Genomic DNA, 13,025 nt, shown 5'->3' with positions numbered 1-13,025 from the left:
GCGTGCGCGAGGTGGCGCGCCACCTCGGCGGCGCGGACGCCCTCGTCATGAAGGTGCCCACCGCCGACCTGGAAGCGCTGCGCCCGCTGCTGCCCGACGAAACCGCCTACGGCGTGACCTACGAGCAGATCGACGATTTCCTCGAAGGCAAGCCGGTGGACGACCACGTGTACGAAACGGTGCTGCGCTTCTACGACGCCTCGCGCCACAAGCGCGCGCTGCCGTACACCCTGCTCGACTGGCCGGGCGCGGCGCGTTGAGCGTGCGGTCGCTTACCGTTTCCCGACAAGGCGCTTCGGCATGCTGATCGATTGGCACGCGGTACTGGCGGTGTTGTCCGTCTATGTGGTGGGCGTGGTGATCCCCGGCCCGAACTTCGTGGCCGTGGCACACAAGGCCGCGTCGTCGACGCGCGCCGCCGCGCTCGCGATGGTGGGCGGCATCGTGTCGGTCAACCTGTTCTGGGCGAGCTGCGCGATTCTCGGCGTCGGCATCGTGTTCACGGCGTTCCCGTGGATCGCGCTGGCCGTGAAGTTCGCGGGCGCGGGCTACCTGATCTGGTTCGGCACGCGGCTCGTGCTGAACGCGAAGGCCGCGCCGGGCATCGATGCCGGGGCCGCCCAGGCGCAGGCCGGCCCGGTCGATCATCGCCGCGCGTTCGTGCAGGGCGTCGCGACCAATATCGCGAACCCGAAATCGATCGCGTTCTTCGCGGCCGTGTTCGCCTCGGCCACGCCCACCCACGTCACCTGGCCCACCTTCGGCGCAATGCTGTCGGTGGTGCTGGTGGTGGCCTCGTCGTGGTACGGCTTCGTGGCGATCGTGCTCTCGCATCCGGGCGTGGCCGCGGCGTACCGGCGCGGCAAGGCCTGGGCGGATCGCATCTGCGGCGGCGTGATCGTCGCGCTCGGCGTGCGCCAGCTCGTACGCTGAACCACCTGCCGGTGCGCCATGCACCGGCAGGGCGAAGAAAAACCCGACGTCAAGCACACCGAAACCTAAATACAACGAAATAACCCGGCCACCCTGCGTCGGTTTCATGAAATCCCTTCACCGTCAGGCGACTGACCGGCTCTTGCATCGAGCGGAACTCTGAGTTTCAGCGTTCCGCCCCGACAGGTTTTTCCCGCTACCTACACTCCGTCATCCGTCGCACAGGCAGCCCGGATACGACCACCTCTCAGGAAGGGATAAAACATGAAGACCACACCGATCCAACGCACGCTCCTCGGCATCGCCGCAGCCGTGACCTCGCTGTTCGCGGTCGCCGCGCACGCACAATCGAGCGTCACGCTGTACGGCCTGATCGACGAAGGCCTGAACTACACGAGCAACGCCGGCGGCCACTCGGCCTACCAGTTGTCGAGCGGCGACACCGCCGGCAGCCGCTGGGGCCTGAAGGGCAACGAGGATCTGGGCGGCGGCAACCATGCGGTGTTCGTGCTCGAGAACGGCTTCAACATCAACAACGGCAAGCTCGGCCAGGACAGCAGCGAATTCGGCCGCCAGGCTTACGTCGGCCTGTCGTCGGATCACTACGGTACGGTCACGCTGGGCCGCCAGTACGACATCACGGTCGACCCGCTCAGCTACACCGCGCTGACGGCGGCCGGCAACTGGGGCGGCGACATCGGCACCGTGCCGTTCGACAACAACAACGAGGATTGGGATTTCCGCGTCAACAACTCCGTCAAGTACGTCAGCCCGACCTGGAACGGCCTGACGTTCGAGGCGATGTACGGCTTCAGCAACAGCACGGGCTTCTCGAACAACCGCCTGTGGGGCGCGACGGTCAACTACCAGAACGGCGGCCTGACGGCGGCGGCCTCGTACCTGCGCATGAACAACCAGGGGTCGACCACCAGCGGCGCGATCACCTCGGGCGACCTGTTCAACGGCGCGTCGCAACAGACGATGGGCGCGGCCGTGTCGTACCGCTTCACCAAGGTTCAGGTGGCGGCGGCCTACTCGCACGTGGACGTCTACTCGCCGACCAGCAACGTCTGGCTGGCCAACAGCACGCCGTCGAACGGCGCGGCCTGGAACGCGTGGAAGTTCGACAACATCGAACTGAATTCGCAGTACTACTTCACGTCGGCGTTCTGGCTCGGCACCTCGTACACGTTCACGATGGCGCACCTGCACTCGCAAGCCGGCAGCTACACGCCGAAGTACCACCAGCTCGCGATGATGCTCGACTACGACCTCAGCAAGCGCACCTCGCTGTACGTCCAGGCGGCCTATCAGCACGCCGTCAGCGCGCACACCGGCACCTCGTTCGACAACGCGCAGATCATCGACGCGTCGGCCGGCTCGTCGTCGGGCATCAACCAGACCGTCGTGCGCCTGGGCATGATGCACCGCTTCTAAGCAGCACCACGCAGCATCGCGCCCCGGCGAACCGTCGGGCGCGCGAATGCGACAAAGCCCGGCCGAACCCCGGCCGGGCTTTGTCGTTTACCGCTTCAAGCAGCGCGATGCCGAATCAGCCGCCGCGCTTCTTCGCCTGCAACGCGCGAATCCGCATCACCGCGCCGGAATCGGCCACCGTGTGGTCGTACATGGCCGACAGATCGCGCTTGAGCGCCGTGCGCGAGCCGCCGTCGAGATACACCATGTGCCCCGACGGATAGAAGCGCGCCGACAGGTTCTTGCGCACGTCGGCGTTCTCCAGCGGCATCTGCTGCAAATCGAGCACCGTCTGGTAGAACGGCGTGACGAAATCGTAGAAGCCGTTCGCCGACAGCACCTTCAGGTCGGTGTTCAGCGCCATCACGGCGGCCAGGTCGCCGGCCGTGTAGAGCACCACGTTGCCCTTCGCGTCCACGCCCACCTCCGCGCCGGTCGGGTCCTTGTGCTTGAAATCCCAGTTCGCGAACGCCTGATCGTTGAGGTCGGTGAACGCCGAATTCGACGTGTATTTCAGTTGCTCGTTCAGGTAGGCGTTCCACATCGCCGTGTACACGCCGGTCACGGCGGTCATGGTGGGATCGTTGCCGCCCGAGTTCGGATCGATGTTGCCCGCGATACCCGACGAGATCGCAGTCACGCGCCCGTCGTACGAGCCGAGCGAGAGCCCGCGCGCGCGCAGCAAGGTCGTGAGGAATACCGAATTTCCGCGTGCGTCGTAGCTGGCCACGTCGAGGCTCCACGACAGCAGCGTGGCGGTATCGATGCCGGTGTAGTCGGCCAGTTTCTGCACCACGGCCGCGTCTGTCTGCGGGAACTTGCGCAGCGCGTCGAGGTAATCGGTGCGCGCGAACTGCGCCACCTCTTCCGTGAACTTGCCGAGATCGGTGGGCGTGGGCGAGACGCCGAGCTGCTTGTGATACCAGGCGTCGGCCGAGGCGGTAGGCAAGGCGCCCACCGGGTTGCCGGCCTGCTGGTAGTCGAGAATCGACGATTGCAGCGTGATGCCGTTCAGGTCCACGCCATCCTCGTGCAGCTTGTAGGCCAGCACGCAGGTGCGCGCCGTGCCATACGACTCGCCGTACAGGTATTTCGGCGAATTCCAGCGGTTGTTCTTGGTCAGGTAGCGCTTGATGAACTGCTTCAGCGAATCGGCATCCTCGTCGACACCCCAGAAATTGCGGTTCTTGTACGGCGCCACGGCGGCCGAATAGCCGGTGCCCACCGGGTTCACGAACACCAGGTCGCTTCTGTCGAGCAGGCTGTCGGGATTGTCTTCCATCTGATACGGCGCGGGCGGCGTGAAGCTCGGCATCGCGGTGCGGATGCGGCGCGGCGCGAACGAGCCGAGCAGCACGAACACCGACGACGAGCCCGGCCCGCCGTTGTAGAAGAACGTGACGGGGCGCGTTTCCTCCTTCTGGCTGTCTTGCGTGAACGCCACGTAGAACAGCTTCGCGTTCGGCTGCGAGCTGCTCGGATCGACCGTGACGAGATGCCCGGCCGTGGCCGTATAGGCGATCCGCTTGCCATCGAGCGTGAGCGTGTGATGGGTGACCGCCGCGCCTTCACCGATGTCGGTCACCGAATCGTCCGGGCCGTTGCCGTAGGCCACCGGATCGAAGAACGGCTCGTCGCGGCCGCGCGCCAGCGCTACCGGATCGACGCTCGGCGGCACGCCGTGCGAGTTGTGGCCGCCATGCTGCAGCGGGAATGTGCCGCCGCTGGACGAAGTTCCTGATTGCTTGCTCATCGTGCCGCTCCTTCTGGTTTTATCGAACGTGCTTGAATGAACCGCCGACTGCCGAGGCGCGCATGCCGCCGCACCATGGTGGCCACCACGGCGCGGCCGGCCGGCGTCTCCGATGCCAGCCGGCCCGCGCGCATCGCTTTGCTTCGCAGCACAAACTACTTCTGGCTGCCCGCACCGCCCAGCGCCGCCGCGACCTTGACGCCGTCGGGGCTGCCGAGCCCCGTGCAGGCATCCCAGCCCGCCGCGGCCGAGAACGCGCCGTTGTTGCCCTGCGTGATGTCATGCAGCGCCGACGCCTGCGCGTAGAGCTTCGGATTGACCCAGCCGGCCGGGCTGCCGGCCGCCGCGTTGATGCGCGCGATCAGCGCGGCCCACAGCGGCGCGACGGCGCTGGTGCCGCCGAGCACGGCCGTGGTGCCGGCGATCAGCACCTCGTAGCCGGTGGTGGGCGACGCGTCGCCGGCCACGTCGGGCACGCCGCGCTTGGTGAGCGGCGTGCTGCCGCCGCCCGTCTGCTTCGCCGAGAGGCCTTTCTGCCAGGGCGGCGCATCGAACACGGCGCTGATGCCGCCGCCGCCCGCGCCGCCGCTGGCCGCCTCGTCGTTCCACACCACCTCGCGGCGGATGCCCTGCCCGGCCTGCGCATCGAGCGTGGTGCCGCCGCAGGCCAGCACGTAGGGGCTGGCGGCCGGAAAATCGACATGGTTCTGGCCGTCCTGCAGGCCGTCGCCCGAGCCGCTGTCGCCCGACGCCGCGCACACCGTCACGCCGAGCGAGGCCGCCGCCTTCAGCACGTTGTTGAACGCCTGCATCGATTGCTGCGTCCACGACGCTTCCGGGCCACCCCAACTGATCGACACCACCGACGGCTGGTTCTTCGTATCGTGGATCGCCTGATTCACCGCCTGGATGAAGCCCGAATCGCTGTTCGGCGAGAAATAGACGGCGATCGTCGCACCCGGCGCGATCGCGCCGGCCACCTCGATATCGAGCGCCACCTCGCCGTCCGGGCCGTTCGGGTCGCCGGTGGGCGCATTGCGGGCGCCGGCCACGTTCACATCGACCAGCTTGGGATGCGCCACGCCCAGTTGGTCGAAATACGGCGTGATGTCGGCCGCGCGATAGCCACCGCCCAGTTCGATCAGCGCGATGCATTGGCCCGCACCGTCGCCTTCGGGGAAGTTGTAGATCGAGGCCAGTTGCAGCGGCGTGTACGAGGTGCTGGCGCCGGTGCGCGCCGGCTTGAATGGCGGCCGGAAGCGGAAATGCGGATGCGCCTGCGGGCGCGTATCGAGGCCGAGCACGGCCGTGACGGCGTCGTGCAGCTCGTTCGGCAGCGCGATATCGCCGGTGCGCGCGCGGAACGTGCCGACCGCATGATGTTCGTACTGCTGAAGCTTGACGCTGAACGCGTTCTCGAACTGCGCGATGGTGCCGGCCAGTTCCACCACGCTCTGCACCGGATCGACGCGCTCGACCGTCAGTTGATGTTGTTTCGCGAAGGCTTCGGTGTGCTCGATATCGTCGGCGCGGGCCGCGAAGCGCTTGGCGAAATCGTCGCGCGACACCGGTTTGGCCGCCGCATCGCCGCTCGCGAGCTTGTCGACGAGCGTATCGAGCGCCGCCTGCCCCTCGCGCCGCAGCATGATCGTGACGTGAATCCGCTCCGCGGGATCGCACGCGCCGACGCATTTTGATTCGGTGACGACTTTCGGCTCGTTGCCGGCATGAAGATGCCTTGCCATGTTGTGACCCTCCAAGGTTCCGTGTTGCACGGTCTACGGAAAATCCGACCTGACCTGCCGCCTGCGGTTCCGGCAGGTTGCCGGCGTCCTCTCAGTGACGCCGGATTGATCGATCAGAATAAGAACGGCCAGTCGAGTGTAAATCAGCGGCGGCATTTTCGTACGCGCGCATTCGCGCTTTAAGCCCTTGCCGGAAGCAACAAATGCAACAAACCGTTGCCATTCAAATTGGCCGCCAGGCGTTATTGCAACGGCCATTCGCATGCGGCGCTCGATTCGGAAAATCGATTCGTTGCACACATCGGGCCATTAAATTTTTCCAGCTTTTTCGCTTGCGATTTTGCGTTTTTTTTTGGAAATTTCCGCACACCAGAAATGAATGGAGATTGAAAGAATTACGTATCGTGCACGCTGCATCAACCGATCGGATGCGACCGAATCGGCCTCGCCTGCGACCAATTGGCGCATTTATAGAAACGTTTTCAACGATAGTTCCGATTTTCGTAATACGTTAAAATTTCGTGAAAATTTACTTTCATCTTTCGTCGAAGGCCGTCATAAAATGTGTCAGTTATGTGACGGATATCTGAATGTCATGCGCTGCACTGCGTGCGAACAGTTGAACCAAGCCGGCCCATATGGAGACGCCCATTCCGCACTATTGCGCGATGGTCCATTGAAAAAGTTGCGCCCGATGTTCAAGGCGCCTGTCCGCATTGCGCGTTATCGCTGCACCGAATGCGGCACCTGGTGGCTGCATGAAACCAACCCGCGCAGCCAGGTCGACAGCGGCTGGACCTTGATCGGCAAGGAAAAGAGCCTGCTCGCGCCGCAATGCGAGTAACGGCCCGGCCGGCTGCGTTATCGTTCCGGTTCCCGCCACTTGCCGCGTGCCAGCGCGCTACTCCCCGCCTTCCCCAACCGCCATGTCCTTCCACCTGAGTTTCGACGACGGCCCCGGCCCGTCGACGCCGCCGCTGCTCGACGTGCTGCGCGCCGCCGCATGCCGGGCCAGTTTCTTCGTGCTCGGCCGGCATCTCGAAGGCGCGCTCGACGTGGCCGCGCGCATCGTGCGCGAAGGCCACCGGCTCGGCAATCACACCTACACGCATGCGCGCGCGGGCGAATTGAGCGATGCTGCCCTGAGCGGCGAGATCGAGGCCACCGATGCGCTGATCCGCGAAGCCCATCGGCTGGCCCGCGTGCCCGCGCCCGATGTCGTTCCGTTTCGTTTGCCTTATGGTTGGCAGCCCGAAGATTGCCGCGCCGGCGTGCTCGCCCGCCTGCAACGCGAACACACGGGCTGGACCGCGATCCTCGACGACTGGCAGCGGCCGCCCCCCGCGCCGCAGGCGCTGTGCGACGCGATGCACGCGCATCTGGCCGCGCGCGCCGCGCTGGGGCAGGACGCGCTGTTCTGCCTGCACGACGGCTCGCGGCATGGCGAGCCGCGCCCCAATACGGTCGAGGCTGTGCGCTTGTTTCTGATGTCGGCCTGATGTCAGCCTGATGTCGGCCTAATCCGCCATCAACTGCCGCCAGCCGCCGAGAAACCCCATCCCTGCGCCGGGCATCCACAAGCCGCGCTGCGCCGCTTCGAGATGGATCAGCGTCTGGTCCGCGCAGAACAACAACGTCAGCGCCTCGCGCCGCGCATCGATCCAGCCCGGCGCGGCATCAGCCCGCGCCGCCGCGTAGGACTGCAACCCGGCAGCCCAAGTCGGCGCATCGAACACGAAGCAATCGTCGCGTTGCGCATCGCGCGACAGCGCGAACAACGCGAACGCCGCTTCGAGCCAGTGCGCACCCTGCCCCACGTCGTCGAAATCGAGCACGCCGCTCACGGCATTCCCCGCATAGAGCAGGTTGCCGGCGTGATAGTCGCCGTGCAGCCAGTGCGCCGGGCCGGTCAACCAGCCCGTTGCGGTCGCGAGATGCGCACCGATGCTCCGGATCAATTCGTTGTACTCGCTATCGAGTTCACCCGGCAGGCGCGGCTTCGCGCGCGCCGCCACGCGCGCATGGCGCGCGGCCAGCCAGCCGAGCGGCGTGGCGCCGGGCGCCGGCAGCGTGGCCATCGCCGCATGCAGGCGCGCCAGCGTGCGCATCGCGTCGAGCGTGCCGGCCAATGCGTCGGCGGGCAGGCCCGGCACGCCGTCGATCGCCTCGAACAGATGGAGCCAGCGGCCATCGGGCAAATGCGCGCCGGGCTGTCCATCGACGGTCGGGATCAACACCGGCAGCGCCGGCAGGCCGGGCACGGCGCGCACATGATCGAGCATCGCCGCCTCGCGCCGCACCTGATCGAGCGGCTTGCCGGCCCACGACACGCGCAGCACTCGCCCGCCCGCCTCGCATTCCAGCCGAAACGTTTTGTTAGTATGGCCCGACGGCAACGCCGCCAGGCGCACCGGCCCGGTATGCCAATACCGTTGAAGCAAGGGTTCGAGCGTTTCCACGTCACTCCTGAGCATTGCATTGACCATGTCCGACCGTATCTCGGCCCGCATGCGGGACCTCAATATCGCGTGGCTGACGCGCGCCGCCGAATTCAATCATCTGTTCCAGACGCGCTGGCTCGGCGAGCGCTTCTTCCATCTGCCCGGCGACATGCTCGCGATCCAGGAGCTGGTGTGGCGCGAGCGCCCCGACCGCATCGTGCAGACCGGCATCGCGGCCGGCGGCGGCGTGGTGTTCTCGGCGTCGATGCTCGAACTGACGGGCGGCGACGGCCGCGTGATCGCCATCGAGCCGCGCCTGCGCGACGACGTGCGCGCGCAATTGCAGGCCAACCGGCTCGCCCATCGCATGACGCTGATCGAAGGCGATTCGTGCGCGGACGACACGCTGGCCGCCGTGCGCGCACACGTTCCCGACGGCGCTCGCGTGATGGTGATCCTCGATCTCACGCATACGCACGCACACGTACTGCGCGAACTTGAACGCTATGCGCCGCTCGTCACGCCGGGCAGCTACGTCATCGTGATGGACACCATCATGGAATACCTGCCCGCCACGATGTTCGACGGCAAGCCCTATGGCCGCGGCAACAATCCCGCCACGGCCGCGCGCGCCTTCCTCGATGCCGACCCGCGCTTCGAGGCCGATCTCGACATCGAGGACCGCGTGATCATGACGCTGTCGCCCGGCGGTTTCCTGCGGCGAGTGCGCTGATCCGGCGCGCGGCCTCGGCCGAGCCGTCGCGCGCGTAGCTCTCGCGAATCCGCGCCACGCGCTCGCGCACGCCGCCCGGTTGCAGCAGTCGTTCGATCGCCGCGCGCAATTCCTCTACGCTGGCGCGTTCCAGATCGATCCGGCAACCCGCGCCGGCCTGCTCGACGAAATGCGCCGAATGGAACTGGTCGTTGCAGAACGGCGAGAGCAGCATCGGCACGCCGCTGGCCAGCGCCTCCATCACCGAATTCGCGCCGCCGTGGCTGATGAACACGTGCGTGCGCCGCAGCAGCGCCAGTTGCGGCGCGTAGCGCACGGCGATGACGTCGACCTCGCCCGCCGGCGCGCCAAGCTTCTGCCCCGGCCGCCAGTCGGAATCGATCAGTTCTCCGATCGACAGCACCAGTTGCGCCGGCGTCGCGCGCACCGCCTCGACGACCTTGTCGAACAGATCGGGGTGGTAATAGAGCTGGCTGCCGAGCGACATGTAGACGAGCGGGCGCGCCGGATCGAGCCGCTCCCACGGGAACGCCGTCTCGTCGCCGCGCGGGCCGGACGGCATCGCCGGGCCGACCAGTTCCACTCCGGGCGGCGGCGCGCCCACCAGCGCCTCGGTCGTGAAGGCCAGCGTCAGGTGCGGCGAGAGGATGTCGCAGCCGCGAAAGCGCGCGGTCAGCCCGTAACGCGCGAACAGGGCCTCTCGTTCGGGCGCAAGCCAGCGCACGGTGCGCAACAATTCGGAATCCAGATCGTCGGGCAGCACCGGGTTCAGCGAATTCGACATCGCCACCCACGGCAGCCCTTCGAGTTCCGCCGCGATCGCCGCCGCGTACAGCAGCGGATCGATCACCACCACCTCGGGCCGCCAGTCGCGCAGCACGGCGCGAATGCCGTCCACCTGTTCGGGCGCGAGATCGATCAGCAGCGTGCGAATCCAGTGGCGCAGCCAGCCGGCGTCGCGGATCTGCTCGGCGAAGCTCGCGCCGCGCGACAGGTCGTGACGCTCGGGAATCTCGCGCGGCCCGAGAAACGCGAAGCCGCCCGCGCCCGCCAGTTGCGCGCCGATATCGACGGGCGCGTAGAACGCCACCTCGAAGCCCGCGTCGCGCAAGTGCTGCGCGGGGCCGATGCAAGGATTGAGGTGCCCCTTCTCGGGCACCACGCAGAACAGGATGCGTGTCATGAGCGGTTCAGGTCGAACGATGCGACAAGGCATCGAGATGATCGAGGATCAGCGTGAGCGTGGTCCACAGCACGCGCTCGGTATCGGCAGCCAGCGCGGGCGCGGGCAGGCCGAGCGAGGCGGCCAGCGCTTGCGTGCGGGTGAGGTCGAGCCAAGCCGACAGGTCCATTACCGGCGCGAGACGGCCGCGCTTCGGGCCTTTCACCAGGCGCGCCGGCAGCGCCAAGCGGCCGCCCAGTTCGCGCAGGCACTGCTTGTCGGGGTCCGGCTCGAAGCTGGTCAGGTGCGCGACCACCGCGTCGTCGACGAACGGCGGCGCCAACGCCACGCCCGCCGCATCGAACAGCGCGTGGCACAGCGGTAGATAGTTCGCCGAACGATCGCGCCGCAGCACCTGATCGGCGCCGTCGCCGGTGATCGCCAGCTCGATGCCGTCGCCTGCCATCGCCTCGGCCAGCAGCAGCTTGGCGACCGGATGCAGGTTGAACATCGGCTCCTCCACCGCCTGCGTGGTGCGCGGCAACGCGGCCACGAAATCGGCCTCGCTCACGCGCACGATCTTCACGTCGGCCTGCATCTGCGCGGCCAGTTCGAGCGCGGCATCGAGTTCGCAGTAATCGGGCATGTCGGTGGCGAGGATGTAGGACCTCACCTGCCGGTGCGCGCCCAACTCGCGCAGCAAGGCCAGCAGCAGCGCCGAATCGAGCCCGCCGCTCAGCGCCAGCGCGACGCGCTTGCCGCTGTCGAGCGCGCGTTGCAGCGAGGCGCGCAGCACCGCGTCGAGGTTCGCGGGCCGGGCCGGCTCGCTCGCGGGCTGCACCGCCAGCCCCTGTGGCGTGCGCAACAGCGCATGGCCCGGCGGCACGGCCAGCACGTCGCGCAACACGGTGCGGCCGGCCAGGCGCGCGCCGCTCAGGTAACCGGCGATGGCCGCCGCGTCGGGCGCGCCGGCTGTGGGTTGGCCGGCTGCGGGTTGCCCGGCTGCGGGTTGCCCGGCTGCGGGTTGCCCGGCTGCGGGTTGCCCGGCATGCGCGGCAGCCTGCAACGTGGCGCGGATCGTGCCGGCCGACGCGCCGCTGCGCGGGTGGTAATGCAGGCGCTGGAAGCCGAATGCGTCACGCGTGCCGACGATCATGGGTAGCGAGCCTTCAAGGTGTCCACTTCGATGCGTTTCAGGATGCGATGCGGCGCGACCGGCGCGCTGCCGCCCTGGCAATGCAGGCAGGCTTCGAGCGGCGCTTCGCGCTGCAGGTAGGCCAGCAGCGCGTCGAGCATGCCGGGGCCGTCGCGCAGCGGCAGGCCGTCGGCCTGGAAATCCTTGGTACCCCGATAGAGCGTATGAAAATGCGCGGGCCGCGTGCAGGTGTAGAACATGCCGTCGCGAATCATATGGCAGCGCTCGCGAATCCAGCAATCGCGATACACGCGCTGCGCCTCGTCGCGATCGGTGGACGGCTGCGCGCGGTCCATGGTCGTGAACACGTCCTGCACCTTCCAGTTCAGGCGCACCGCGAAACGCGCGGCCTGCGCCTCGACATGCTCGACCAGCGCGGCGGGCAACGCAGGCTTCGGGTAGCGCGAGATCGTCAGCGCATCCACCGCCTGCCAGAACGCGTCGCTCATCTCGCCGAGCTTCAGGCCGTTGGTGGTGACGGAGATGAGCGGCGCGATGCCGGTGTCGCGCACGCGCCCGACGATCTCGACGATCTCCGGATGCAGCAGCGGCTCGCCGCCGACCAGCTTGAACACGCGCGGGTTCAGCACCTTGCCGGCGATCCGCAGGTCCTGCTCGACCGACGCCGGGCTGACATGCCACTCGGGCAGCAGCGGCGACAGCGAACAGCATTGCGCGCAGGTCAGGTTGCAGTGATCGACGATATGCGCTTCGAGCGAGCGCGTCTGCACGCGGCCGCCCTCGACGCGGTAATGGCGCTCCATCGGCGGCGGAAACACATGCTTGCGCTCCCCCGCCGGGGCGGCCGGGTTCGGATCGGTAGTCATATCAGCGCCCTGCTTGCGCACAACGGGAAAAGAAATCGACGAGCGCGCCGCGCGCATCCACCATCGCGCCGGCCATCGTCACGGCGCCGGCCAGATGCGCGGCGAAGCGCGCCGGCTCGTCGAGCCAGCCCTGCACCACCCAGAGCTTGATCGCATGTTGCAGGCACGCGGCGTCGACGGCCCACGCGAAGCGCTCGGCCGCCACCGGCCGCACGCGCAAATAGGCCAGCACGAACGCCTCGGCCAGCGCCGGCGCTTCCAGCGGCAAATGATTCAGACACCGAACCAGTTCGTATTCGCGCGGCGCGCCGATCGCCGCCTCCCAGTCGAGGATCACGGGCGGCAGCGCGGGCGTGAACAGATAGTTGAACTGGTTGTAGTCGTTGTGGATCGGGTGCTGCGGATCGTCGGCGGGAAACGCCGCGAGGCTGCCCGGATGGTAGCGGTCGAGCAGGCGGCGCGCGAGGTCGGCGTAGCGGTACAGCGGTTCGGCATCGGCACGATGGCGGGCCTGGTCGCAGGCATTGTGCAGGCTGCGGCGCACCGCCTCGGCGTCGATCGCTTCGAGCCGCGTGCGGATCGTGTCCGCCGCCGGTAGCCGCAGCCCGTCGAGTTGCCCGTGCAGCGCCGCCAGGCTTGCGCCGAGCGCCGTCCATTCGGCCGGCGTGAACGTGTCGTAGGTACGAAACCGGCCGTCTTGCCAATGCGTCAGCATCGCGTGCGTGCCGCCGTCCGACCAGAGCGGCGCGCCGCTCGACGT

Annotated in this window: 12 protein-coding genes and 1 pseudogene; 6 read left to right on the top strand and 7 right to left on the bottom strand. The window is 67.5% G+C overall.

Annotated elements, in window-relative coordinates:
- From ACYP33_RS22370 to ACYP33_RS22360, 3 genes and pseudogenes are all read left to right on the top strand, one after another.
- Positions 1-260, top strand: a pseudogene (locus ACYP33_RS22370) (ammonia-dependent NAD(+) synthetase); the annotation flags it as partial.
- Positions 261-300: 40 nt separating this feature from the next.
- Positions 301-933, top strand: coding sequence for a LysE family translocator (locus ACYP33_RS22365; protein ID WP_459623971.1), 633 nt, complete (start codon positions 301-303; stop codon positions 931-933).
- 264 nt (positions 934-1,197) lie between these two features.
- Complete coding sequence (locus ACYP33_RS22360; RefSeq protein WP_414441090.1) at positions 1,198-2,370, top strand: porin; 1,173 nt, start codon at positions 1,198-1,200, stop codon at positions 2,368-2,370.
- Between the two features lie 115 nt (positions 2,371-2,485).
- On the opposite strand, the gene ACYP33_RS22355 is transcribed toward ACYP33_RS22360, so the two are convergent.
- Positions 2,486-4,162: a S10 family peptidase gene (locus tag ACYP33_RS22355; protein WP_459623970.1), complete on the bottom strand. Its 1,677-nt coding sequence runs from the start codon at positions 4,160-4,162 to the stop codon at positions 2,486-2,488.
- A gap of 155 nt (positions 4,163-4,317) precedes the next feature.
- Positions 4,318-5,907 (bottom strand): S53 family peptidase, encoded by a 1,590-nt coding sequence (locus ACYP33_RS22350; RefSeq protein ID WP_459623969.1) that lies wholly within the window; start codon positions 5,905-5,907, stop codon positions 4,318-4,320.
- A gap of 379 nt (positions 5,908-6,286) precedes the next feature.
- Between ACYP33_RS22350 and ACYP33_RS22345 the strand changes: the two genes are divergently transcribed.
- Positions 6,287-6,751, top strand: coding sequence for a hypothetical protein (locus ACYP33_RS22345; protein WP_459623968.1), 465 nt, complete (start codon positions 6,287-6,289; stop codon positions 6,749-6,751).
- A gap of 82 nt (positions 6,752-6,833) precedes the next feature.
- Positions 6,834-7,406, top strand: a complete 573-nt coding sequence (locus ACYP33_RS22340; protein WP_459623967.1) for a polysaccharide deacetylase family protein — start codon at positions 6,834-6,836, stop codon at positions 7,404-7,406.
- Between the two features lie 18 nt (positions 7,407-7,424).
- Here the strand turns inward: ACYP33_RS22340 and ACYP33_RS22335 are convergent, their stop codons facing one another.
- The gene (locus tag ACYP33_RS22335; protein ID WP_459623966.1) at positions 7,425-8,366 is read right to left on the bottom strand and encodes a phosphotransferase enzyme family protein; all 942 of its coding nucleotides are present in this window, start codon (positions 8,364-8,366) and stop codon (positions 7,425-7,427) included.
- Positions 8,367-8,391: 25 nt separating this feature from the next.
- Here ACYP33_RS22335 and ACYP33_RS22330 point away from each other — a divergent pair, with 25 nt between their 5' ends.
- Positions 8,392-9,081 (top strand): cephalosporin hydroxylase family protein, encoded by a 690-nt coding sequence (locus tag ACYP33_RS22330; RefSeq protein WP_414448317.1) that lies wholly within the window; start codon positions 8,392-8,394, stop codon positions 9,079-9,081.
- Here ACYP33_RS22330 and ACYP33_RS22325 read toward each other — a convergent pair.
- The 4 genes from ACYP33_RS22325 to ACYP33_RS22310 form a co-directional block, all read right to left on the bottom strand.
- Complete coding sequence (locus tag ACYP33_RS22325; protein ID WP_459623965.1) at positions 9,038-10,264, bottom strand: glycosyltransferase; 1,227 nt, start codon at positions 10,262-10,264, stop codon at positions 9,038-9,040. The two genes, ACYP33_RS22330 and ACYP33_RS22325, sit on opposite strands and share 44 nt — an antisense overlap.
- Before the next feature lie 7 nt (positions 10,265-10,271).
- The gene (locus ACYP33_RS22320; protein WP_459623964.1) at positions 10,272-11,399 is read right to left on the bottom strand and encodes an asparagine synthase-related protein; all 1,128 of its coding nucleotides are present in this window, start codon (positions 11,397-11,399) and stop codon (positions 10,272-10,274) included.
- A complete protein-coding gene (locus ACYP33_RS22315; RefSeq protein WP_459623963.1) occupies positions 11,396-12,265 on the bottom strand; it encodes a radical SAM protein in 870 nt (289 codons plus the stop codon). Before ACYP33_RS22315 ends, ACYP33_RS22320 begins: the two co-directional genes overlap by 4 nt.
- A 1-nt stretch (position 12,266) precedes the next feature.
- On the bottom strand, positions 12,267-13,025 hold a 759-nt coding region (locus tag ACYP33_RS22310), incomplete at its 5' end, for a phosphotransferase enzyme family protein (RefSeq protein WP_459623962.1).

It is taken from the genome of Burkholderia sp. 3C (assembly GCF_054589155.1).
The sequence above is the reverse complement of the archived record's forward strand: the minus strand, read 5'-3'. Positions and strand labels throughout refer to the sequence as shown.

What these genes read in the sequence shown, in the direction of transcription:
- ACYP33_RS22365 (WP_459623971.1), top strand. Translation starts at nt 301, where the DNA reads ATGCTGATCGATTGGCACGCGGTACTGGCGGTGTTGTCCGTCTATGTG.
- ACYP33_RS22360 (WP_414441090.1), top strand. Translation starts at nt 1,198, where the DNA reads ATGAAGACCACACCGATCCAACGCACGCTCCTCGGCATCGCCGCAGCC.
- ACYP33_RS22355 (WP_459623970.1), bottom strand. Translation starts at nt 4,162, where the DNA reads ATGAGCAAGCAATCAGGAACTTCGTCCAGCGGCGGCACATTCCCGCTG.
- ACYP33_RS22350 (WP_459623969.1), bottom strand. Translation starts at nt 5,907, where the DNA reads ATGGCAAGGCATCTTCATGCCGGCAACGAGCCGAAAGTCGTCACCGAA.
- ACYP33_RS22345 (WP_459623968.1), top strand. Translation starts at nt 6,287, where the DNA reads ATGGAGATTGAAAGAATTACGTATCGTGCACGCTGCATCAACCGATCG.
- ACYP33_RS22340 (WP_459623967.1), top strand. Translation starts at nt 6,834, where the DNA reads ATGTCCTTCCACCTGAGTTTCGACGACGGCCCCGGCCCGTCGACGCCG.
- ACYP33_RS22330 (WP_414448317.1), top strand. Translation starts at nt 8,392, where the DNA reads ATGTCCGACCGTATCTCGGCCCGCATGCGGGACCTCAATATCGCGTGG.
- ACYP33_RS22325 (WP_459623965.1), bottom strand. Translation starts at nt 10,264, where the DNA reads ATGACACGCATCCTGTTCTGCGTGGTGCCCGAGAAGGGGCACCTCAAT.
- ACYP33_RS22320 (WP_459623964.1), bottom strand. Translation starts at nt 11,399, where the DNA reads ATGATCGTCGGCACGCGTGACGCATTCGGCTTCCAGCGCCTGCATTAC.
- ACYP33_RS22315 (WP_459623963.1), bottom strand. Translation starts at nt 12,265, where the DNA reads ATGACTACCGATCCGAACCCGGCCGCCCCGGCGGGGGAGCGCAAGCAT.